Origin of the sequence: Streptosporangium sp. NPDC002544 (assembly GCF_040295965.1) — a bacterium.
Taxonomy (GTDB): domain Bacteria; phylum Actinomycetota; class Actinomycetes; order Streptosporangiales; family Streptosporangiaceae; genus Streptosporangium.
The window spans coordinates 1-20967 of the sequence record NZ_JBEOWJ010000039.1 but is presented as its reverse complement, the minus strand read 5'-3'; the positions used below and the strand labels follow the sequence as shown (position 1 = coordinate 20967).

Below are 20967 nucleotides of genomic sequence, written 5' to 3'. Positions count from 1 at the left end.
TCTGGTGAGCGAGCCATGAAAGGGCCTGACATGTCCAACCACTTCACCGGCCTCAGCCTCGGGCCACCGCTCGGTGACCAGCGTCTCGACCTGTGCGACCTCTATGCCTTCGCGGCACCCGGGGACCCGAGCAGGACCGTCATCATCCTCAACGCCAATCCCATCGCGGACGCCCTGCACCCTGACGCCGTATACCGCCTGAACGTCGACAACGACGGCGACTACCTGACCGACATCGCCTTCAGCTGGGTCTTCAGCCCACCGGCGTCCGACGGCTCCCAGACCTACAGCGTCTTCATGGCGACCGGCGCGGAGTCCCGTAAGCCCGAGGCGGCCGGCACCAAGATCGTGTCGGACGCCGCCGTCTCCTTCGGCCCTCAGGCCAACGTGGTCACCAGCGGTGACTACCAGGTGGCCGCCGGCAGCCGCAGCGACGCCTTCTTCTTCGACAACGACGGCATCCAGAACCTGTTCGACACCAGCGGCAAGCGGAACTTCACCGCCCCGCATCTGGGCGGGCAGTCCCCGTGGACCGGTGTCGACTCCAACCTCACGGCCAACGTCTTCTCCATGGCCGTCGAACTGCCGACCGTGGAACTGGCGCCCCAGCCCGAACTGCACATCTGGGGCCGGTGCAGCGTCCTGCGCGACGGTGAGCTCGTCCACGCCGACCGGGCCGGACACCCGTCCATGAGCAGCTTCTTCAACACCAACGACACCAAAGAGGACTACAACGCCGGCGAGCCGGTCAACGACCGCGACAACTGGACCGACCAGTTCGTCCACCTGCTGGGCCACACCGGCGGCTACTCACGCGAGGAGGCTATCACCGCGCTCGACGAGCACGGCCTCCTGCCGGACGTGCTGCACTTCGACCCGTCCAAGCCGGCCGCCTACCCCAACGGCCGGACCTTCACCGAAGACGTCATCAACATCCGCGTCGCGCTCCTCACCAAGAACGAGGCCCCGCCCACCGGCCTGACGCCGCACACCGACACCCTGGACCGGTTCCCGTACCTCGGCAACCCGCACCCGGCGACCACCTCCTGACCGACCCCGGAAGGACGCGCTCGGGGGCTCCGTCCCAGCCGCCGGAGCCGTTCCCGACGCCGTTCCCGACACGGTGTCGGCCGTGGGTCCGCCTCTTACCACCAAGGCTGCCCGAGCACCGTATCGGCACCCTTGACGCCCACCTGCACGCCAAGACCCCGTCAGCACCCACGCTGGCGGGGCCTCTTCATTTGCTGATCACGAAGCGCAAGATCAGAAGCTTTTGGGACAGGCACTCAGCCGTCCGCCGGGACTTGATGGCCCCGGCCGGTCAGGTCGCGGTCTGCTGGTCGTGGTCGCGCAGCATGCGCAGGACGGTCGCGGCCGAGGGGTGGCGGCCTCTTTTCGCGCCGCTGGTGATGACGAGCCGGGCGGCGATGTCGCGGAGGCTGAGGTTCTGGTCGCGCAGGTGCAGGGCCATGGAGAGCATGTTCTCGTCGGTGACGGCGGCGCCGCCGATGTGTTTGCCGCGGGCGCGGGCGGATTCGTGGCCTTCCAGGGTGCGGTCGCGGATGTACTCGCGTTCCATGGGGTTGCGGTAGTAATCGCGGAAAATCCAACGAATATCGCTGACCAGCGTCGACGTGAGGCACCCGGGCAAGGTCAGCGGCATTCTCGGCCCGGTCCGCCGCATCTACCAACCGGCCCACCAGTCCTGCGGTGCCCTCACATCGGAGCAGGTCAGAGGGAGGTTCGTTGGATTTTCCGCGATTACTACCGGGACCCCGGCGAGCGCGAGCGCCGCGCCGACCTGGCCGCCCGATCTGCGCGAGCTCGAACGCGCCGCCCGCGCCGAGCACGCCCGACGCCAGCGCGAGGCCGCCGCCCGATCCGGCGACCCCACCCGCCCGAGGCCCGGCCTGCGGAGCGAGCCCGAGCGCCGCCAGGCCTACCGGCCGCCCCCCGGCCGCGGCGTCGACCGCGGGCCCGGGTTGAGCCGCTGACCCGCCCGGGCCCCGCCGACTACGCCGACGGGCGGCGGGGCCCGGGACGGGTCAGCGCATGCTTTCTTCCATCAGTTGATCGAGGTGATCCGGATCGGCGTTGGTGATATTGAGGAGCATCGAGTACAGCTCGGTCATGGGCGTGGGGACATCGCGGATTCTCGAGGTCGGCTTGTCGGCGTCCGAGTCGTCGTTGAGCCACAGGTCCGCCCAATAAGTGCTGGTGTCCTCATCGAAGCCCCACACGCTGCGCTTCTCCCAGCCCTCCAGCAGGAACTTGTACGTCGGACCTCTCAAAGTCGTCTCCCCTCGCCTGTCACGCTTTCGCCATGGTCATGGTTGTGCGGTTGGTTCCACCGGACCTGGAAAAACTTTCCCAAGATCCCGCTTTACTACTCCTTTTGGCCTACGTGAAAGAAGAGATCATCGTCCTCTGACCTGCTGGAAGGGTCCTCCAACCCTAGATAACGATCGTGCGCGCGAGCGGAGTTTCGGGAGTTTTAGGAGCCCCATACGCGCGGGCGCGCGACGTCTGAGCCGTCGCGCCCCCGGCCCGGGAGTGTGGCCGCTGCTTGCCGCCGGTCAAGTCCGGCCCGTCCTCGCTGCGCTCGTCCGCTTCGGACTGGACAGTCGGCCGCGCACCGGCCGAAGGGCCGTCGGGGGGCGAGCCGGGAAGGTGAGGAAGACCGGGCGGCGGGGCCCTTCGAACCCGTCGGCTTTTGCGGAGCAAGTTAGAACACAAGTCGGACTTATCGATCCGAGGGCGGATCACCTTCGGCGGGGCTCCGGAAGAGCTTCACTGGCACTGAACCCGCCGCGGTCCGCGGAGCAAGTTAGTAGGGGTGCCGTTAAGAAACGTGTCACCAGCCGCAAATGAGAGAGAAGGCGCAGGTCAGTGGCTTGCGCTGAGGAGCTGCGATGCAGTCAATGAGTCGATGCCTCTATGAAGGCATACCTTCCTGACCTGCAAAGACGTTGCGATTGGCGGCTGGTGACACGTTTCTTAACGGCACCCCAACTGGGGTGACGCCGTTGAAAGCCGGTCAGTAGGAGTCCCACTTCTCCCGGCTCGTCCGGAGTATCTTGACCCCGAGCCATGCCAGGGCGAACGCCGTCAGCATTGGTGGCAACCACTGCGGGGCGGCAGGGGACGTGATGATGAGGAGTGGGATGGCGATCGGGAGGACCCATCCGGCGACGATCAGGAGCGGCAACGCCCCGTGGCCGAACCCCGCTCGCCAGGCGCCGATCAGGACGAGCAGCAGCCCCGTTCCGGCGAGAAACATCGACAGGACGAAGACGTAGTCGAGGGCCCCGGGAGCCTTGTACAGCTCGGTGTCCGCGACCAGAGGTAGCGTTGAGGCGACGATGTTAGCGGCGGCGGTGAGCCATCCGGCGACGCGCCAGAACACCCCTGCCGAGCTCATCGTGTGCAGCAGGCCAATGATCGCGAGGGCGGTCAGCAGGTCACCCGCCTGGTACAGGAGCGATGCGGTTTGGGTGACGGCCCGCCCCTCGCCGTACGCGACAGAGGGCAGCGCGGTGGCGACGACATCTGGCAGCGGGGCGATGATCAGCAGCAGGCCGGAGCCGACACGCCGGAGGTCGGCGGTGTTCTTCATCATGGGTTCCTTGGCCTGTACGGGGCTGTTACGGGGGTCAGAGTGCGGCGGAACGAAAACGTACGTTATGGCTGCTGTATTGCTACGCCGAAACCCTGCTCCACAACCGCACCGTCACGATCTTGCTCCTCGCCGTTGCTCAGTTGCCCGCCTCCGCCCTGTCGCGTCGGGCCGCGGGAGTCGAGGACAAAGCTACGGGCCGGCACTAGGAACCGGCTTGGAGATCATTAGGACGGTCCCGGCCGTGTGTGGCCCGCCCGCTGTGCGACGGGGCCGGTCTGATGAAACGCACCTGGACGACCAGGAGGTGGATCTGTACTTCCGGTGAGGAACGTCGCACTAGGCCGGGGTTGAGGAACAGCAAGACAGTCATTGGCGGTAAACCGCTGCGTCGCGGGTCGCGGAAGACTGTGCAGGGCGTCGGGGCGGTGTCTTCCGGAGCCGCGCCCTCACTTCAGCGGGCTCTGACCGCCTGGCCCTTTCGCATTCGACCAGCTCACCGCCACAACGAGAAACAAAATCTTTCTCACCGCCAACGGCTGTCCCGCTGTTCCTCGACCCCGATACCGTCACACCGCGTCGAGGCGGGCCAGTAGCGCGGCCGCAGCCGCCGCCCGGGCGGCCGCCTTACTCGCCCCGCTCCCCTGACCACGGACCGGCGTGCCGGTGGCGATCAGGCGGGTGGCGGCGGCCGCGGTGAAGTCCGGCGCGTGCGACGAGCCGGTCGACTCCACCGTCCAGGCGACCGCCTCGATACGGCCCTGCTGGGTCTGCTCGTTCAGCACACTCACCGGATGACGCTCGCCCGGACCCGTTTCACTCGACGATCCCGATGCCCCTGTCGCCGTCGTCTTCGCCGTCACCGGCGTGGACGCGGCAGGGCTGATCTGGATGTCGGCTTCCTTCAGCCACGCCTTCAGGGTGAAGCTCTCCACCTTCAAACTCTCGGCGGCCTGGCGGATCGTCAGCCCGCCCGACAGCAACGTCTGGGCGATCTCGATGACCCGGGCGCGTTCGCGACGCCGGTCCTCTTCGGTGGGCAGATCCATCCGGGCCGCGTGCTCGGCCGCCCCAGCCTCCAGCATCTCGCCCGCGCGCACCAGACAGGCGACGCTGCAATACAGGCCCAGCCGGATGTGACGGCCCTTACCGCCGGGCGCGCGCTCCAGCAGATACCAGCCCGCCGGCACCCACACCCCTCGCTCGGCGCGCTGGCAGACGCGGCAGAAGAACGACCGCTCACTCTCCTGGTGGCCACCGCGGGTCGCGGCCAGACCGCCGCGGCGCCGTGAGGCCGGAACCAGATGCTGCTCGTCGGTGCTCACGGCAGACCAGCCTGCCAGAGCGGCCGCACGACCGAGGGCAGGAGAGGCGACGAGCGGCACGGCCAAGCGGCCATCCCCGACGTCCAGCGTGACAACAACCATGACAACAGCGAATCATCAAGATCATAAATTAATCGCTAAACGATCAATCAGGTGACATCACAGCAGTACAACCCATAGACACCATATGAACCATTTGTCAGACTCATCACTACAACACAAAGATCACAGAAAAAGATCTTGGACGAAGGTATCTGCGATACGGGCGGCCTTCGGCCGGAGGGTCGGCGCTGAGCTGGGCGGATGTGGGGAGGTGGGCGCGGTGGCGTGGGTGAGCACGCTCGGGCCCGACCAGGCGCAGGTCGACTACCGGCTGCGCGAAGGTGCCGGATGCGGCGTCCCCGAGCTCCAGGCGGACGCGCAGCTGGCCTACCGGCTGACCGGCGAGCGCCCCTTGATGTGGATCGGCGACGGTCTGCGCGAGGTCGGCCTCACCCCCGGCAGCCCCCTCACCGCCGACCAGCACGACGCGGCCCGCGCCCTGATGGACGGCCGCCACCCGCACACCGGTGAGGTGCTGGTGGCGGCGAAACTGGCCGTCGACCCGCGCGCGATGCTGCCCGGCGCCCTGCTCCTGGCCGCCCTGCAGCAGGCCGCGATCGAACGCGGCGCCGCGGCGGTCAGCGCCTTGGTGCGCGGCAACGACGCGATGACCAAACGTGCGGCGCGGCTGGAGCGTGGTGTGCAGCGCAAGGGCGAGGCGTACGTGCTGGCGTATGAGGACGCGCGCAAACTCGCGAAGGCGGTCGGCCTGGATCTCGCCGACGTCTACGACGGCGACCAGCTGGCCGAGGCGCGTCGCTGGCGCGAGGCGCGGGTGCGCGTCGGCAACCGCGGATACGACCTCACCTTGGACGTCAGCAAAAGCGTCAGCCTGCTGCAGGCCCTGTCGAGTCCTGAGGTCGGCGCGGCGGTCCAGACGATGTTCGCCCAGAGTGTCGTCGAGACCGTCGCGGCCGTGCAGGAGTGGGTCGCCTACGGCCAGCGCGGCCACCAGGGCGATGACGAGCTCGCCGAGCGCATCGCCTCCAGCGGCCTGCTGGGCTGGATCCTGGAGCACCGAACCGCGCGCCCGGTCGACGGCCAGGCCCCGGATCCGCACCTGCACGCGCACGTCCAGATCGCCAATATGGTGCGTGGTGTCGATGGGAGGTGGTCGGCGGTGGCCGCCGGCGGCCGGGACCTGTTTCGCCATGCCCACGCCGCTGATGCGTTCCTCAAAGCGCGCGTCCGGCGTCAGACGATCGAGGCATTCGGGGTGCGCTGGGAGCGCGATGCGCACACCGGGGCGTGGGAAATCGTCGGCGTCGACGAGACGATGCGCGCCCGGTTCTCCAAGCGCGACACCCAGGTGAAGGCGGTGCTGGCCGAGCGCGGCATCGCCTATGAGGAGGCTCACCAGCATGCCCGCCGGGTGGCCAGCGCGACCAGCCGCCAGCCCAAGGGTGACGCCGTCGCGGCCGGGGAATTGTCGGCGAACTGGCATGCGCAGTGCGCCGCCAACGGCGTCGACGCCGCCGCGGTGATGGCCTTGTGTCTGCACCCGGGCGAAGGCCTCCCCCAGCGTCCCAGCGCACAACAGATCGCCGCGTGGATCTGGCGCGCTGATGGCGGCCTGACCGCGCACGCCAAGGTTGTCACCCGCGCCGATGTGTTCGCCGTGGTGGCCGATGCCTGCCCCGATGGCATCGCCGACCGCGCCGATGCTGAAGCGCTGACGGATGCGGTGCTGGCTTGCGAGCCGGCCGTGCGCTTGCCTGACACCGGAGCGCGGCACCTGGTCAACTCCGCCCGCTATACCTCCATCGACGTCCTGGAGGCCGAGGAGCAGATCCTGCGCCTCACGCGCGAGCGCTACGACGAAGGCGCGGCCGTGCTGGAGGCGGCGACGATCGCGCTGGCCATCGACGCCTACGAGGTCGCAGGCGCCTTCACCTTCTCCCCCGCCCAACGCCATGCCCTGGAGCGGCTGCTTGGTGGCGGGCTCGGAGTCGAAGCCCTGCTTGGTGTGGCCGGGGCGGGCAAGACCACGCTCATGGACGCCGCCCGCGCAGGGTGGGAAAGCCGCGGCCTGGTCGTGGCCGGCGCCGCCACCTCCGCCGTGGCCGCGGCGAACCTGACGGCCGAATCCGGCATCGCCTCGCGCACCATCGCCGCCTGGCTGCACAGCATCGCCGACCCCGACCGCCCTGGTTTGGACGGCGTCGACGTCCTGGTCATCGACGAGGCCGCGATGGCCGACGACCGCGAACTGGCCGTCCTGCTCGGCGAAGCGCACCGCACTGGCACGAAGGTGGTGGCGATCGGCGACCCGCTGCAGCTGCGCGCGATCGGCGTCGGTGGCGCGTTCGCCGCGATCCACCGCCAGGTCGACGGTGTGGTCCTTGATGAGAACCGGCGCCAGCGTGACCCGATCGAGCGCCAAGCCCTGCAGGCCTGGCGCGAGGGCGACCGCGAGGAAGCCTTGCGCACCTGGAACCGTGGCGGCCGGGTGCACGCCGGACGCGACTCCAGCGACACCCTGGCCGCGATGCTCACCGACTGGAGCCGGATCCGCACCTACGCGGGTGAGGTGCACGACGAGCTCGCCGCCGTCTTGGTGCTCGCCGGAACCAATGCCGACGTCGAGCGGCTGAATGCCGCCGCCCGCGCCCTGCGCCGCCGCGCCGGGGAGCTGTCTGGCACGGAGGTGCTGTACCGGCTGCCCGGCGGCCGGACCTTGGCGCTGGCGGTCGGCGACCACGTACGGGTCCGCCAGAACGACTACCGCGCGCGCAAGAGCCGGGGGCGGCGCGCGGACGTGCTCAACGGCTACCGCGGCGTCGTGGTCGCGATCCACTCCGACCGTTCGGTGACGGTCGAATGGCGCCGCACCGGCGCCGACGGCCCCACCCTGGTCGTCGAGCGGGTGAGCGCCGCCTACATCGGCGCCGGCGGCCTGAGCCACGGCACCGCCATGACGGTGGCCGCCGCCCAAGGACTCACCGGTCAGCACACGCTGGTCTACGGCATGGGGCTGGACCCGCACACCCTGTACACGGCGATGAGCCGCGACCGCCTGTCCGCGCACCTGTACCTGCCACGCACCGTCCTGGAATCCGACGCCGACCGCGCCCGGCACGGCCAGCCGCGCAACCACACCGAGGAGCTGCACCGCGCCCTGGACGCCTACGCCGCCACTCTGCAAGGCGATCGCGCCGATGAGTTCCTCACCGCCGAGCCCGAACCCATCGCCGCCGTCCGCGCCCGACAGCAGGAGGCGGCCGAGGTGAAGGCTGTGGCCGAGCTGGCCGAGCAGAGGGTCGCCAACGCGATGCTGACCGACGTCACCCGCCCCGATCGCCCCCACGGCCTGCTGGAGGAGGAGACACTGCAGGCCCGCATCACCACCGTGAGCGCGACGGTGGCGGGCCTGGCCGGGCGGGTCGCCGCTGAGGAACGGCGCGAGCGGGCCGAGGCCGAGCAGGCGGCCGCCATCCGCACCCAGGTACGCGGCGAGCTCATCGACGAGCGCGACCGCCTCATCCCGGCACTACGCGACCTGCAGTACCACCTCATCGCCTGCGACGCGCGGCGCGCAGCCCAGCGCCAGGTCAACCAGCTACAGGCGAAGCTGGAGCAGGCGCAGCGCGGGGTGCGCGGACGACTGCCCAGCCGCGAACGCTCCCGCCTCCACGACCAGCTACAGCAGGCAAGGCAGCGACTGGAGCCCGCCGCTCGCGGCGTCGAGGCCGCCGTCCGGGCCGAGCAGGCCGCGCTCCGCACCGCACTAGAGATCTCCCCCTCCTGCACGAATGCGACCGACCTGCAGCGGCGGCTGCGGATCCTGACCGGCTCAGCCTCGTTCACCACCACGGCTGAGAAGGAGATCGCCGCCCGCGTGGATCAGGCCCTGCCCGGCTTCGCCGACCGGCGACGCGTCCAGGCCGCCTGGCTGTCCTTCGCCGGGCGCGGCTCCGAGCTGACCGATCAGCATCGCCGCGCCAACCGCGCCTTGAGCGCACTGCTGGCCGAGCGCGATTACCGTGACCAGCTCGCCCCGGCGCTGCGACAGGTTCAGGAGCAGGCCCGCCGCGATCCGGCCGCCCCAGCGCTGGCCAAGGCCCGCCGCGAGCACGCCCAGCAGCAGGCTCAGCAGCGGCCGGTGAAACCAGGGCCCGCCTACCGGCCGCCGAGCTCCCCGCGGCTCTCCCCCAGCAGCCGCCGCCGGGGACATGGTCTGTAAGGGGTCTCGCCCCTCGCCTTTCAGGATGGCCGATGCTTGCCGCCGGTCAAGTCCGCTCCCTCGCTGCGCTCGGTCGACGGACTGGACAGTCGGCTGCGCCATCGGCCCGCAGGGTTCGAGGGGGCGAGCCAAAAACGGGTCCAGCCCACATAAGGTCAAAACCCACATTCGGTGGATCATGAACCGGTGTTTCCCCTGCTGAGGGGCGACCTGGGATATCGAGAGCACTCCAGGGCGCATGTACCGGATAAAGGACTGTTATCCAGTACATGGCCGTCGCCAAAGTATCGGCGACCTGCGGGTTCACCGGAACGGTCGCCGCGCGACTCGGGTGCGTTATCCGGTACATCAGCAGCCCAGCAAGATCGAATGTGGGTTTTGGGCTTATGTGGGCCGGACCCCAACCTCACTTATCGAAAGTTAGATGCCTTTTCGTCCATTTCTGCGGTGCTGTGACCTGTGGAAACGCGGACTTCCGTGAACGGGCGAGTGCGCCCGCCTCATTCCCCGGCCCGAAGCGTGACCGCTGCTTGCCGCCGGTCAAGCTCCACGTCGGGCAGGTGCCGATGACACCCAGCAGTCGTTGCAGGCCCTCGGCGGTGTGCGCGGCCGCCAGCGGGATCGGCCCGGTGGAGGCATCATGGGCGATCAGCGCCCGAGTGGCAGGAGCCAGGGTGGGGTCAGGCATACGAGCGACGGGGAGAAGCGAGACCTTGAGGACGTCTGGGAATGAATCAGTGAGAGTCTTCACCGTGACTCGGCTGTTATCGATCTTGCACCTGCGCCCAATGCTGGTGGGACTCCTCGGCGTCACGGTGGTGATGATCGTGGTTTTCCGGCTCGTATTTCGTGACTGGGACCAGGGCCCTGGCACTGTCTGGCTTGTCTCCCTTGGGGTGCCGGCGGTGGCGTTACTGGTGGTTTTGCCTCTCTTGGTGCTAGGAGAACGGCCGCAGACGTACCTGCGGGACATGAACCAGATGCTGGCTGGCCAATGCTGGGCGCACTGGCACTACGACGAGGCCGGCTGGAGGGCCGCAAACGACATCGAGGGCCGCCGCGAACAAGAGCAACGAACCTCCTCCTACACCGGCCCCTTGCTTGCGGAGGCCGCCGGTTTGGTGGTGATGGCCGCCGGGGCCGCCTCGGACGCACCCGGAGTCGTTGCCATCGGGATAACGATCGCCGGGGTGGCGCTCCTGTACATCGTGGTCATGGCAACCACCGCGCTGCAGCGTGCCACCCTGACGGCGCGCAGCCGCTCGCGGGGCGAGATCTGCATCGGCCCGCTCGGCGTCTACCGTCGGCCGGGCGGGTACACGGCGCTGTACGGGTACACGGCGCTGTATGGGCACACGACGCTGTACGGGGCCCGTTGCGAGCTGCGCGAAGTCGATTTCATCGACGCTGCCAGGCGAACTCCGGCGTTCTTGCGGTTCACCGTGATGGCGAGGGGCGAGCTGTGGCCACTGACCGACGTCGCGGTGCCTTCTGGGCATGAGGAGGAAGCGCGGGCGTTGGTCCAGCGCTTCCAGACCGAGGTGCTCACATCGCGAAACGAAGACCAGAACGACGAGCACTGACGCGCCAACTCCAGGGGCGCAGACCAAGTAAGGCCGAAAGGGGCAATGAGCCCTGTCTACCAGTCGGTAATGTGCAGGAATGTCCATTTCTGGGAGTTGGGAGCCCGTCACCAACCAGGACGCTGACCAGCCCTATTAGCCCTTTCCGGCTTACTTGGTCTGCCCCCTTAAGCCTCCGGGGAGGATTGGACCGGATTTTGGCGGTAGGGCTGGAGCGGTGATGATCTACTGGGTCAGCGGGTCGGCCACAACTTCGCGCTGTTGTCGCCGCTGCCGGTGGCGAGGGTTTCGCCATCGGGGCTGAAGGCCACCGAGAAGACCTCCTCGGTGTGGCCGGTGAGGGTGGCAACGGTGTTGCGGCCGGCCACGTCCCACAACTTCACGCTCTTGTCGGCGCTGCTGGTGGCGAGGGTTATGCCGTCGGGGCTGAAGGCCACCGAGGTGACCCAGCTGGTGTGGCCGGTGAGGGTGGCAACGATGTTGCGGCCGGCCACGTCCCACAACCTCGCGCTCTTGTCGCGGCCGCCGGTGGCGAGGGTTTCGCCGTCGGAGCTGAAGGCCACCGAGCGGACACCGTGGGGGTGATTGAGGGCGGCGATGGTTTTGCGGCTGGCCACGTCCCACAACCGCACCGTGCTCTCGTAGCCGCCGGTGGCGAGGGTTTCACCGTCGGGGCTGAAGGCCACCGAGTAGACCTCGCTGTTGTGGCCGGTGAGGGTGGCGCTCAGTGGGAGGCTGGGAGGGCGGGTGAGGGCGATCGTGGTCGGTACACCGATGGCGGCCAGGGCGCCGAGCCCGCCCAGGAGCAGGGTACGGCGAGATAGTGATCGGCGCTGCTGCGGAGGGGGCGTAGTCACACTCCGTAGGTGTAGAAGATCACGCTTGAGATCGACTTGTATGCCTCTGCAACACTCTCTGCCCGCCGACGGCGAACAGCTCCGGGGCGCGGCCGCGCCCGGGAGGCGCGCCGGGCCCTTCCGGCTCCCACTCCCGACGCATCCGACCCCGCCCTCCACCCGACCGTCTCCGATACGAACACGATCAAGCAGAAACCCGGACTTGCCAGGCGCATTCACCCCTCCGTGACGATCACGAACCGCAATCGTGATTACTCACACAGCTACTTTGGGGCCGGGGACACCTTCGGGAGCGGAGGGCCGATTCCGAGGCCTGGCCCGCCGTTGCCGATGAGGACTTGGTAGGTGCCAGGTTCGGTGATGGTGACGACTCCGAGCGAGCTCCATGGCGAGCCGTAACGAATGATGGGCACGAGTCCTGCCTGTCCACGGGGGCCGGGTACTTGGCCGAGTAGCGGCTTTCCTTGCACGTCCGGGACACTGTCGTGGTCGGCCAGCAGCCCGAGGCCCATTGGAAGCAGATCGTGGCGCGATGATCGATGGCGAGGCGACCGTCGAGGAGTTCCGGCGACGGGACGGCGACGTCGTCCCCAAACCACGCAACCCCGCCCGCGGCGACATCGACGGCGACGAGGCCGTCATCCTGGGCATCGTCGTGTCGGTACTGCATAACTTCTAGTGCCAATATCCGTCGTAGTGGTCGACCAGGTGCTGGGCGTCTGGGCCGGCCGAGGCGGCGGCGACTGTGAGGTCGGCCTCTCGGAGGATCTCCGACCGCACCAGCGGCGGCACCGACGCCGCCGGCACCTCTTGGCCGTCGCGGTGGAAGGTCATCGGGTTGGTCGCGCACAGCGCGTCCAGGTCCCAGCCCTCGTCGGACATGCCCTCGACGACGCGCAGGAGCCAGCGGGCCTGCCAGTCCGCAAGGTCGCGCACCACCTCGCCCTGCCCCTCGTGACAGTCGTGCTCCCAGTAGCCGATCGACACGCCGGTCCAGCCGTGCCGGATCAGCTCCGTCCGGGCCAGGTCGTAGCGCACGACGTGACCGGCAACGCGGTCCGGCTCTTCCGCGTACACCTCGCGGAGGACTTGTTCAAACGGCTGCGCCAGACCCCTCTCGCGCCACGCGCCCACCTCCTCGGCGCTTGCGTCGGCCGGGTGCCACAAGGCGACAGGGCCCTCGGGGCGGTGCCCGGCCAGTTCCCAGCCGTCGACGGTTCTGACTGGCAGGCCTGAGGGGCCGCCGGGGATCCGCCACACCAGGGTGCGTGCGTCGGGGCCAGTGACGGGGTGGTCGAGGAGGTGCTCGCCGACCTCACGCCAGGTCCATTCGCGCTGGTGGATGAGCGCCTGTTCCAGGCGGTAGCGCGCGGCCGTGCGCGCCTGCTCGACCTCTCTGGGCGTGGCGTCGGCGGCGGGCAGAGTGCGGTCGAGGAACTGGTCGCGGGTCAGCGCGGCCGCGTCGGCGAGCGCGTCGAGCGCGCGAGTGACATTCTCCTGTACGGACGCCGCCCGCACCCGCGTCTGAATGAGCGCCAGTGGGGTGACTGTCTCGGGTCCGCCCCGGCGGGCCAGCACGCCGACAGCCCCGTCGGCGACGGTCTCGCTGCGGCAGGTGGAGCTGGGGCCATCGTGGCCGGTGCCGCAGGTGACGGCGGCGTCGGCGAGCAGCGACGGGACCCAAGGTTCGTCAATGACCTCGCAGGTCCAGATCAGGCCGCGCGCCATCGAGACGGTCCGGCCCTTCAGGAAGCGGTCCTCGCTCCAGCTGATGTCGGCGTGGTGGCAGACGAACGGGCCGCCCCGGTAGGCGGCCAGGCGGGTGACCAGCTCGTGGACCAGGGCGATGGCCTCAGGGGTGAGCAGGTCGCAGACGACCGGCAACCAGCCGTCGCCTGGGGCCGGTGTGTCGGCGGTGGCCCAGTGACGCAGCAGCGGCAGCATTCCGGCCAGGCGGGGGCCGTACTCCTCGGCCAGCATCGTGGCGAAGGGGTCGGCCTCCCCGATCACGTTCCTGACCGCACCGGCTGGGCCCTCCTCGGTGAGCAGGCTCTCCAGGAGCGGCTGGAGCTCTCCGAGGTCCGTCAGGTGGCCGAACAGGTCGCGGCGCTGTTGCGGATGGAGCAGGTGGGCGGCCGACAGCGGGATCCGATAGAGCTCCTCGTGGCGGGTGTGGCCCTGGCGGGCCCAGTAGCTGGCGCGTTCGGCCAGGTTCCAGGCGTCGTCGGGCGTCCAGTCGACGGCGCGCCCGGCCACGGTGCGGACCAGGCACAGGACGCGCTCGTCGTAGTCGTGGCCGCCCTGCGGGCCGAGCCAGAGCTTGGTGTGGGCGTAGGTGCCGTAGAGGCGCCAGTCGGTGCCAGGGCCGGGGTCGAGGCCCTGCTCGGTGAGGGCGTCGAAGCGCCGGTAGGCCTCCTTGGTAGCCGGTTCCAGATGATCCCAATTGCCCGCGAACGTCACCCGGTGATCGTAGTCGCACGATGTCCGAATGAAGATCGTCGTTCTGGACGACTACCAGCGGGTCGCTCGAGACCTGGGTGTCCGGCGTCCTTCTCCCGGAGGTGGCCCCAGCCGCCAACTAGCGACACAGCCCTGTTCGCAGAGGTGCCGAGCTGGGGTTTTGCCTCTCAGCTGGGAGGACTTAATGTCCGTGCTCGACCTGCTGGTCCAGCTGAGCGTCCTTGTCGCGCTCTCAGCGGTCCCTGGCAGCCTTGCGGTGTTTCTCGCCCGGCGCGCGGGCAAGTCGACCCCGGCAGCGCTGCTGTTGGGCCTCACCGTCACCGTCAGCGCCATGGGAGGCTTCTCCGCGCTGCTGTAGGGGGTTGGTAAGGAACGTGACGCCGCCGGGAAGGCCAGGCGGCCAGGCCGTTCGAGGGCGCCTTTGTATGGTTCTGTGACCCCCTCCGGCGGATCAGCTGGTCCCCAACCGGTCTCCGGGGAGGATCGGGCCGGATTTTGGCGGTAGGGCTGAAGCGGTGATGATCTACTGGGTCAGCGGGTCGGCCACAACTTCACGCTCTTGTCGGAGCTGCCGGTGGCGAGGGTTTTGCCGTCCGGGCTGAAGGCCACCGAGAAGACACGGTCGGTGTGGCTGAGGGTGGCGATGGCGTCGCGGCCGGCCACGTCCCACAACTTCACGCTCTTGTCGGAGCTGCCGGTGGCGAGGGTTTTGCCGTCCGGGCTGAAGGCCACCGAGGAGACATAGCCGGTGTGGCCGGTGAGGGTGGCGCTCAGCACAAGATCGGTGGCGCTCGGTGTGGGGGCGGAGGTGCGGGTGCAGGCGACCGTGGTCGGCACGCCGATGGCGGCCAGGGCGCCGAGCCCGCCCAGGAGCAGGGTACGGCGAGACAGTGATCGGCGCTGCCGCGGAGGAGTCGTAGTCACCCCCGTAGGTGTAGAAGATCACGCTTGAGATCGACTTAAAGGGGAGCAGACCAAGTACGCCGGAAAGGGGCAATGGGCTGGTCAGAGCCCGCGCTGATAGGGAGTGCGGATCATCGACTGCCTGTTTCCAACTCGGCCGGGCGGCGTGCGGCGCGCAGCTCGCGCAGGTTAGGGATGTGGTTGTAGAGCGTGCCCGGACTCACCCCGAGGAGTTCGGCGATCGAGGTCACTGAGGTGCCCAGCAGATTCCGGACAGTCAGCTGCATGAGCTGATACAAGCGCCGGGTCCGGCCAGGCCACCACGATGGGCACTAAGGCGGGCGCCAGGGTGGGGCCGGTCCCGCCGCGTGGGTCCTGCGGGCCGGTCCGCCAGGCGGCCGGAGCATCCCGGCGGCCGTCGTCGCGGCCACCACCGACCCGGCGCCCCGCGGCGGTGCCCTGGGCGCGGTGACCCAACAGACTCCCGACCGCCACCATCCCGCCGTCACTCAAGATCAACTATTTGGCGGCCGGTGTCACGGTTCTTACCAACACCCCTGGTGGCGCCGACCCGAGTGGAGGGCCTTGTCCCCCTGCCGGTGGATGCCGACAAACGTCCCGCACGAGAGCCTGGGGCGCATGAACGATGATCTCTACTCGGATCACCACTGGCGTTCTCTGTTTGAGACCGTCTACACCCACGAAGGTGGGGGGAGGTGGCTGGCCGACGAGCTGTTGCAGTGGCTGCGGAAGCACCCGGCACACGTGGCGGAGGTGCGGGAGGCGGGTCGGCCCGAAAGTCACCTGATCGCTCTGGGCAAGCCGCCCCCAAAGGGGTACAGCCCGCTGCAGCGGCTGTATGCCGTGAGCCGCATCCTCGATCTGCTCATCATGAACTACCAGGAGACCTCCCCTGACGATGCCCGGCCGATCCCGGACGCGCTTTTCCCCGCAACCGAGGTCTATCCCGTCTTCTGCGATGCGCTGGGCGCGACCCGGATCACCCGACGGGGGTTTCACCCGTTCTTCCACGAGATCGTCGAGGTGCGGCAGGCCGACGACCTCGACGAGCCGCCTTCGATCGTCGAGGAGCGCTGGCCCGGATACATGATCGGGTCCATGCTGCTGATGCGGGCCGGAGTCGTCGTCACCGCCGGGGCGAGACATCTGGTCGCGGGGGTCGCCGACCGCTCCACCCTGTACTGGACCTACCGGCGCCGGTCACGGCCGTACTACGACCTCTCGCACGGCTGGGGGGGCAACTCGCAGTGGGCGACCGACTTTCGCCGCGATTACCTGGTCGACGGCTGGTTGCACTACAACGTGGAGGCGGCCCTGAGGCCGGAGGACCACAGGCTGAAGGAGGATCTCGACCCGGCGTCGATGATCGAGATCGTCCGGTACCGCTGCAGCACCGTCATCGATCACGGCAGGGACCTGTACCCCTACTACCACCACCATGTCGAAACCGCCCCCGCGGACTGACTTAATACGGGCATACGACAGCGTTCTTACCGGCACCCTGAGTACGGCGCTCGGCCTACCGTACGGCCGTCGACATCGCTGAGCACGCCTCCTGGGCCGAGGTGGCGTGGGAGGCGACCAACCCCTACGTCGTCACTGAGCAGGAGATGGGGTGAGCCTTCCGCATCGTGCTGGCCCACGACCTGGCCCGAGGAAAGGTACGCCGGGTCACCCGCTGAGAGTGGCTGACCGGCATCACCGACGCCGAACGCGAGGAGCTACGCCGCCAGCTCGACAACGACGAGTTCTGACCACGACCCGCGGCCGACACCGTCACATCACGTCGAGGCGGGCCAGCAGCGCGGCCGCAGCCGCCGCCCGAGCGGCCGCTTTACTGGCTCCGCTCCCCTGACTGCGGACCGGCGTGTTCGTGGCGAGCAGGTGGGTGGCGGCGGCCGCGGTGAAGTCCGGCGCGTGCGAGGGGCCGGTCGAGTTCACCGTCCAGGCGACCGCCTCGATACGACCCTGCTGGGTCTGCTCGTTCAGCACGCTCGTCCGGATCCGTTCCGCTCGACGGTCCCGATGACCTTGTCGCCGTCGCCGTCGTCTTCGCCGTCACCGGTGCGGACAGGGACGGGGGCGGGCTGATCTGGATGCTGGCTTCCTTCAGCCACGTCTTCAGGGTGAAGGTCTCCACGTTCAGGTTCTCGGCGGCATGGCGGATCGTCAGCCCGCCCGAGAGCAACGTCTGGGCGATCTCGATGATGCGGGCGCGTTCGCGGCGCCGGTCTTCTTCGGTGGGCAGGTCCATCCGGGCCGCGTGCTCGGCGGCGCCGGCCTCCAGCATCTCTCCCGCGCGCACCAGACAGGCGACGCTGCAATACAGGCCCAGCCGGACGTGGCGGCCCTTACCGCCGGGCGCGCGTTCCAGCAGATACCAGCCCGCCGGCACCCACAGGCCGCGCTCGGCGCGCTGGCAGATGCGGCAGAAGAACGACCGCTCACTCTCCTGGTGGCCACCGCGGGTGGCGGCTAGGCCGCCCCGGCGCCGTGAGGCCGGAACCAGATGCTGCTCGTCGGTGCTCACGGCAGACCAGCCTGCCAGAGCGGCCGCACGGCCGAGGGCGTTGAACGCGAAGAAGACGGGCTCTGACCCACTCCCTATGAAGCGGTGACTTCGGGGTTGAGGAACCCAGGAACAGCCGTTGGCGCCGAGAATGATCTTGAGCGAAATGTTGACGTCCGGCTTCGGCGTGTGATCGCCCTACCTGGAGGTCTCTGGCCCGTGGATGATGCGATGGATGGTGGAGCGTCCGACGCTGTACTCGGTGGCCAGGTCGGCCAGGGACACCTCGCCCTCGGCGTAGCGGCGGCGGATGGAGCGCCGGGCGGGTTCGGGCAGTTTGGGCTGCTTGCCCTTGAGCTTGCCGTTCTTCTTGGCCAGCGCCATGCCCTCGCGGGTGCGCAGGTTCCCGAGGTTGGCCTCGAACTCGGCGACCATGGCGAGGGTCTGCAGGAACAGCCGCCCGAACGTGTCCTTCCAGTCGTAGACCGAGCCGCCGAGTCCGAACAGGACGCCGCGTCCGGACAGGTCGCTGAGGATCTCGTTGGCCTCGACCATGTTGCGGGCGAAGCGGTCGAACTTGGTCACGGTGAACACCGACCCGTTCCAGACAGCGGCGAGGGCCTGGTCGAGGCCGGTGCGGTTGCGGCGGGTGGTGCCGGAGAAGCCGCGGTCGATGTAGATGCGGTCTTCGGGGACGCCGAGGGTCAGGAGCTGCTCGGTCTGGATCACGACGTCTTGCTCGTCGGTGGAGCAGCGGGCGTAGCCGACGCGGGTTCCGTTCACGCGCTCCAGTGTTCCGGATAGGGGGCCTTCACCGGAACACTTCGCGGAACACCTATACGGAACACCCTGACCTGGGGTGGTTGCCCGGGCGGCTGGTGTTCCGGTGGGGGATCCCCTTACGGAACACTCGTACAGCCAGAATGGCAAAGGCTTCCGCAACTCTGAGCCGATCATGGTGCTTGCGTTAGTACCGCTGCCGGTAATACTCCGGGGGTTCGCCGAAGATGGACTTGAAGTCCCGGATGAGGTGGGCCTGGTCGGCGTAGCCCAGTTCGAAGGCGAGTGCTGACCAGCGGGGTTCCTGGCCTTGGGCCAGGCGTTCGGTCACCTCGTGCAGCCGGTAGCGGCGGATCACCCATTTAGGCGGGACGCCGACGTGTTCGGCGAAGGTCCGTTGCAGGGTTCGGATGTTTGCTCCGAACCGGCCGACCAGTGCCGCGACGGTGGTCACACGGGCATCGCCAGTGATTGCCGCCATGGCTGCCTCCGTAAGTGGCGCTCCTTCCCGCGATGGTTCGGATGAGATCGCTAGGCAGGCGCGGAGGTAATCCTCGATCGCTGGGACGGTTGGGATGGCCGAGAGTGCCGCCGGGAGGGCTTGGGCAGCGTCCAGTTCCCGGTCGGTGATCGTGGCGACCGGGGCATTAAGGAAGGGGCGGAAACGCGTCTGGCGGAAGGCCACGCCGGTGACCTGGCCGTCGCCGTCCAAGATCTTGGTGTGGTGGCGAGTGCGCACACCGTTCAGGATCGCGCGGCCGTCCCGGAAGGTGAGATGGACGTTGGGAAGAGGGACGATCAGCTGATGGTAGGGAGATTCGTAGTGCCACTCGGCTGTCCAGTAGTACTCGACGTACGGAGCGAGGTCGGGGGACGGCGGGATGCGGGTGTGGCGCTGGTGCTTCTGCCAGGCGCCGGCCAACTCACGGGTATCCCTCACCACAGGACCAGGCTCTGTCGCGTTTGTTCAATTCGCTGCTTTAGGGCCGGTGGTTGAGTTGAAGGTATGCACACAAGTGAACTTCCCGGTTGCGCCGCCCAGACCATGGTCACCATTATCAACGCGATCAAGCCTGATCAGCTGGACGCCCCGACTCCGTGCCACGAGTTCGATGTCCGTGCGCTGATGAGCCATCTGCTGCACTGGAGTCCCGTCCTGGAGGGCGCTGCTCACAAGAAGCCCGCGCCTCCCTTGGACGGCTCTGAGACCGGCCATACTCAGGATGACTGGGTCAGCATGCTCGAAGAGCGGATCACTCGCACCGCGTCTGCATGGAGCGCCCCCGAGGCCTGGACCGGCATGGCACCCTTCGGCCCCACCGAACTTCCGGCCCACCTGGTAGGCGGCATGGTCGTCACCGAACTGGTCGTCCACGGCTGGGACCTGGCTAAAGCCACGGCGCAATACCCCACCTGGAACCTTGACCTCCTCGGCTTCCTCTACGACGAGGTCAAGTACACCGCAGAGACAGGCCGCCAAATGGGCGTCTACGCTCCTGAAGCCCCGGTCCTCTCCGACAGCCCTCTGATCGACCGTGTCGTCGCCCTCACCGGCCGCACTCCCCACTGGAAACCCTGACCACGCCCCGGAGTCTGGCTGAAAGATCCCTGGAGGCAAGGCCCGCCTCTACGCCGCGATCTCCAGGTCGAGGCGCGACTCCATGTCCAGCCGGAACCGTCCATACGGGTTGACGTGCGCCCAGAACAGCGGCGATAGGGCGCGCCGGTCATCATCGGTGAGCTTGGCAGCCCACACCGGACCTCGCAGGGCGGCTTGCAGGAGCTGGGTGTTGATGAATTCTCTGAACTACTAAACGATCTTGTTTTAGCTGGGTGTCGTGCTGCTGGCGTCGGTGCTGACGGTGCGGCCGGCGATGTCGCGGAAGGTCGGCAGCCCGAGGGGTCCCCGTAGCTTCGGCCGGAAATCCACCCTGATACTGCTACGAGTCATAACGGTCGGGCTCGGGCTTGGGCTCGGGGCCGGGCTTGTGGTCGGGCTTGTGGCCAGCATCACGGGCGGCCTCGCGTTCGGGCTCATGCCCGGAAATCACCATGCTTGGCTGGCCTACACAATCGCTGTCCGGCGACTGGCCAAAAAGGAGCACCTGCCCGCAAGCTGATGGCGTTCCTCGACGACGCCCACCGCCTCGGCCTGCTCCGCACCGTCGGCCCCGTCTACCAGTTCCGCCACGCCGACTTCCAAGACCGCCTCGCCCCACCACCGAGCAGCGAGTCCAGCAGCACGGCCACACCACCAAGCCCCGAAATGCCACCTGAATCCGAACAACCCCATCCCGCATCGTCCGGATCAATCTGACACTCTCCAGTTCAGCGGCTCCGCTCTCGCCACCTTGAGCCGGAACGGACACTGGGTGTCCTGTGTACGCGAACCTTGCCGCGTACGGACGTACATTGCCAACGATCGTGCAACGTCCGGGTTAACCCTGCACCGGGGAGCAGCCCGACAAAGGAAGATGACGATCATGACAACTCCTGAGGTTCCCGGCCACTTACCGCCGGAACTTACATCTAACTCCTGATCCGAAAATCAGACATTCGCTGGGCACGCGGTAGCGAACCTCATGTGGTGGTGCGTAACGGGGTCGTGCGGGCCGTACTGGTCAGGCG

The 20967-nt window shown here is 68.3% G+C and carries 21 protein-coding genes; 8 read left to right on the top strand and 13 right to left on the bottom strand.

Going from position 1 to position 20967, the window contains the following annotated elements:
• Window positions 1–15: 15 nt before the first annotated feature.
• Window positions 16–1050, top strand: coding sequence for a DUF4331 family protein (locus ABT061_RS40400; protein ID WP_350928198.1), 1035 nt, complete (start codon window positions 16–18; stop codon window positions 1048–1050).
• A 271-nt stretch (window positions 1051–1321) separates the two neighbouring features.
• Here the strand turns inward: ABT061_RS40400 and ABT061_RS40395 are convergent, their stop codons facing one another.
• Window positions 1322–1579 (bottom strand): hypothetical protein, encoded by a 258-nt coding sequence (locus ABT061_RS40395; RefSeq protein WP_350928196.1) that lies wholly within the window; start codon window positions 1577–1579, stop codon window positions 1322–1324.
• A gap of 55 nt (window positions 1580–1634) precedes the next feature.
• On the opposite strand from ABT061_RS40395, the gene ABT061_RS40390 reads away from it, so the two are divergent.
• The gene (locus ABT061_RS40390) at window positions 1635–1994 is read left to right on the top strand and encodes a hypothetical protein (RefSeq protein WP_350928194.1); all 360 of its coding nucleotides are present in this window, start codon (window positions 1635–1637) and stop codon (window positions 1992–1994) included.
• A 51-nt stretch (window positions 1995–2045) separates the two neighbouring features.
• On the opposite strand, the gene ABT061_RS40385 is transcribed toward ABT061_RS40390, so the two are convergent.
• The 3 genes from ABT061_RS40385 to ABT061_RS40375 all read right to left on the bottom strand — a co-directional run bounded on the left by ABT061_RS40385 (window position 2046) and on the right by ABT061_RS40375 (window position 5043).
• Window positions 2046–2291 carry a hypothetical protein gene (locus tag ABT061_RS40385; protein WP_350928193.1) on the bottom strand — a complete coding sequence of 82 codons (246 nt, stop codon included), beginning with the start codon at window positions 2289–2291 and terminating at the stop codon, window positions 2046–2048.
• 746 nt (window positions 2292–3037) lie between these two features.
• The gene (locus ABT061_RS40380; RefSeq protein WP_350928191.1) at window positions 3038–3619 is read right to left on the bottom strand and encodes a hypothetical protein; all 582 of its coding nucleotides are present in this window, start codon (window positions 3617–3619) and stop codon (window positions 3038–3040) included.
• A 566-nt stretch (window positions 3620–4185) separates the two neighbouring features.
• Window positions 4186–5043 carry a hypothetical protein gene (locus ABT061_RS40375; RefSeq protein WP_350928189.1) on the bottom strand — a complete coding sequence of 286 codons (858 nt, stop codon included), beginning with the start codon at window positions 5041–5043 and terminating at the stop codon, window positions 4186–4188.
• A gap of 229 nt (window positions 5044–5272) precedes the next feature.
• Between ABT061_RS40375 and mobF the strand changes: the two genes are divergently transcribed.
• Entirely contained in the window at window positions 5273–9226 is a 3954-nt protein-coding gene (mobF, locus tag ABT061_RS40370; RefSeq protein ID WP_350928187.1) for a MobF family relaxase, read from the top strand.
• A gap of 406 nt (window positions 9227–9632) precedes the next feature.
• Here the strand turns inward: mobF and ABT061_RS40365 are convergent, their stop codons facing one another.
• Window positions 9633–9914: a DUF6245 family protein gene (locus ABT061_RS40365; protein WP_350928185.1), complete on the bottom strand. Its 282-nt coding sequence runs from the start codon at window positions 9912–9914 to the stop codon at window positions 9633–9635.
• A 100-nt stretch (window positions 9915–10014) separates the two neighbouring features.
• Here ABT061_RS40365 and ABT061_RS40360 point away from each other — a divergent pair, with 100 nt between their 5' ends.
• Window positions 10015–10809: a hypothetical protein gene (locus ABT061_RS40360; RefSeq protein WP_350928183.1), complete on the top strand. Its 795-nt coding sequence runs from the start codon at window positions 10015–10017 to the stop codon at window positions 10807–10809.
• A 233-nt stretch (window positions 10810–11042) separates the two neighbouring features.
• Here the strand turns inward: ABT061_RS40360 and ABT061_RS40355 are convergent, their stop codons facing one another.
• Window positions 11043–11666, bottom strand: coding sequence for a WD40 repeat domain-containing protein (locus tag ABT061_RS40355; RefSeq protein ID WP_350928181.1), 624 nt, complete (start codon window positions 11664–11666; stop codon window positions 11043–11045).
• A 532-nt stretch (window positions 11667–12198) separates the two neighbouring features.
• Between ABT061_RS40355 and ABT061_RS40350 the strand changes: the two genes are divergently transcribed.
• A complete protein-coding gene (locus ABT061_RS40350) occupies window positions 12199–12345 on the top strand; it encodes a LexA family protein (protein WP_350928179.1) in 147 nt (48 codons plus the stop codon).
• On the opposite strand, the gene ABT061_RS40345 is transcribed toward ABT061_RS40350, so the two are convergent.
• Complete coding sequence (locus tag ABT061_RS40345) at window positions 12342–14126, bottom strand: DUF4132 domain-containing protein (protein WP_350928177.1); 1785 nt, start codon at window positions 14124–14126, stop codon at window positions 12342–12344. The genes ABT061_RS40350 and ABT061_RS40345 overlap by 4 nt on opposite strands.
• 184 nt (window positions 14127–14310) lie before the next feature.
• On the opposite strand from ABT061_RS40345, the gene ABT061_RS40340 reads away from it, so the two are divergent.
• Window positions 14311–14484: a hypothetical protein gene (locus ABT061_RS40340; RefSeq protein ID WP_350928175.1), complete on the top strand. Its 174-nt coding sequence runs from the start codon at window positions 14311–14313 to the stop codon at window positions 14482–14484.
• 173 nt (window positions 14485–14657) lie between these two features.
• Here the strand turns inward: ABT061_RS40340 and ABT061_RS40335 are convergent, their stop codons facing one another.
• Both ABT061_RS40335 and ABT061_RS40330 read right to left on the bottom strand, forming a co-directional pair.
• Complete coding sequence (locus tag ABT061_RS40335; RefSeq protein ID WP_350928173.1) at window positions 14658–15050, bottom strand: WD40 repeat domain-containing protein; 393 nt, start codon at window positions 15048–15050, stop codon at window positions 14658–14660.
• Window positions 15051–15160: 110 nt separating this feature from the next.
• Window positions 15161–15316: a hypothetical protein gene (locus ABT061_RS40330; RefSeq protein WP_350928171.1), complete on the bottom strand. Its 156-nt coding sequence runs from the start codon at window positions 15314–15316 to the stop codon at window positions 15161–15163.
• A gap of 352 nt (window positions 15317–15668) precedes the next feature.
• On the opposite strand from ABT061_RS40330, the gene ABT061_RS40325 reads away from it, so the two are divergent.
• A complete protein-coding gene (locus ABT061_RS40325) occupies window positions 15669–16514 on the top strand; it encodes a hypothetical protein (protein WP_350928169.1) in 846 nt (281 codons plus the stop codon).
• Between the two features lie 370 nt (window positions 16515–16884).
• Here ABT061_RS40325 and ABT061_RS40320 read toward each other — a convergent pair whose 3' ends face one another.
• The 3 genes from ABT061_RS40320 to ABT061_RS40310 form a co-directional block, all read right to left on the bottom strand.
• Complete coding sequence (locus ABT061_RS40320; RefSeq protein ID WP_350928167.1) at window positions 16885–17580, bottom strand: hypothetical protein; 696 nt, start codon at window positions 17578–17580, stop codon at window positions 16885–16887.
• Between the two features lie 177 nt (window positions 17581–17757).
• Complete coding sequence (locus ABT061_RS40315; RefSeq protein WP_350928165.1) at window positions 17758–18342, bottom strand: recombinase family protein; 585 nt, start codon at window positions 18340–18342, stop codon at window positions 17758–17760.
• 184 nt (window positions 18343–18526) lie between these two features.
• A complete protein-coding gene (locus ABT061_RS40310) occupies window positions 18527–19261 on the bottom strand; it encodes a DUF6597 domain-containing transcriptional factor (protein ID WP_350928163.1) in 735 nt (244 codons plus the stop codon).
• Between the two features lie 123 nt (window positions 19262–19384).
• Here ABT061_RS40310 and ABT061_RS40305 point away from each other — a divergent pair, with 123 nt between their 5' ends.
• Window positions 19385–19918 (top strand): TIGR03086 family metal-binding protein, encoded by a 534-nt coding sequence (locus ABT061_RS40305; protein ID WP_350928161.1) that lies wholly within the window; start codon window positions 19385–19387, stop codon window positions 19916–19918.
• Between the two features lie 48 nt (window positions 19919–19966).
• Here ABT061_RS40305 and ABT061_RS40300 read toward each other — a convergent pair whose 3' ends face one another.
• On the bottom strand, window positions 19967–20134 hold the full coding sequence (locus ABT061_RS40300) for a Tn3 family transposase (RefSeq protein ID WP_350928333.1): 168 nt from the start codon (window positions 20132–20134) through the stop codon (window positions 19967–19969).
• Window positions 20135–20967 lie beyond the last annotated feature (833 nt).

What these genes read in the sequence shown, in the direction of transcription:
- ABT061_RS40325 (WP_350928169.1), top strand. Translation starts at nt 15,669, where the DNA reads ATGAACGATGATCTCTACTCGGATCACCACTGGCGTTCTCTGTTTGAG.
- ABT061_RS40395 (WP_350928196.1), bottom strand. Translation starts at nt 1,579, where the DNA reads ATGGAACGCGAGTACATCCGCGACCGCACCCTGGAAGGCCACGAATCC.
- ABT061_RS40330 (WP_350928171.1), bottom strand. Translation starts at nt 15,316, where the DNA reads ATGCAGCTGACTGTCCGGAATCTGCTGGGCACCTCAGTGACCTCGATC.
- ABT061_RS40365 (WP_350928185.1), bottom strand. Translation starts at nt 9,914, where the DNA reads ATGCCTGACCCCACCCTGGCTCCTGCCACTCGGGCGCTGATCGCCCAT.
- ABT061_RS40350 (WP_350928179.1), top strand. Translation starts at nt 12,199, where the DNA reads ATGATCGATGGCGAGGCGACCGTCGAGGAGTTCCGGCGACGGGACGGC.
- ABT061_RS40360 (WP_350928183.1), top strand. Translation starts at nt 10,015, where the DNA reads ATGCTGGTGGGACTCCTCGGCGTCACGGTGGTGATGATCGTGGTTTTC.
- ABT061_RS40400 (WP_350928198.1), top strand. Translation starts at nt 16, where the DNA reads ATGAAAGGGCCTGACATGTCCAACCACTTCACCGGCCTCAGCCTCGGG.
- ABT061_RS40305 (WP_350928161.1), top strand. Translation starts at nt 19,385, where the DNA reads ATGGTCACCATTATCAACGCGATCAAGCCTGATCAGCTGGACGCCCCG.
- ABT061_RS40375 (WP_350928189.1), bottom strand. Translation starts at nt 5,043, where the DNA reads ATGGTTGTTGTCACGCTGGACGTCGGGGATGGCCGCTTGGCCGTGCCG.
- ABT061_RS40380 (WP_350928191.1), bottom strand. Translation starts at nt 3,619, where the DNA reads ATGATGAAGAACACCGCCGACCTCCGGCGTGTCGGCTCCGGCCTGCTG.
- ABT061_RS40340 (WP_350928175.1), top strand. Translation starts at nt 14,311, where the DNA reads ATGTCCGTGCTCGACCTGCTGGTCCAGCTGAGCGTCCTTGTCGCGCTC.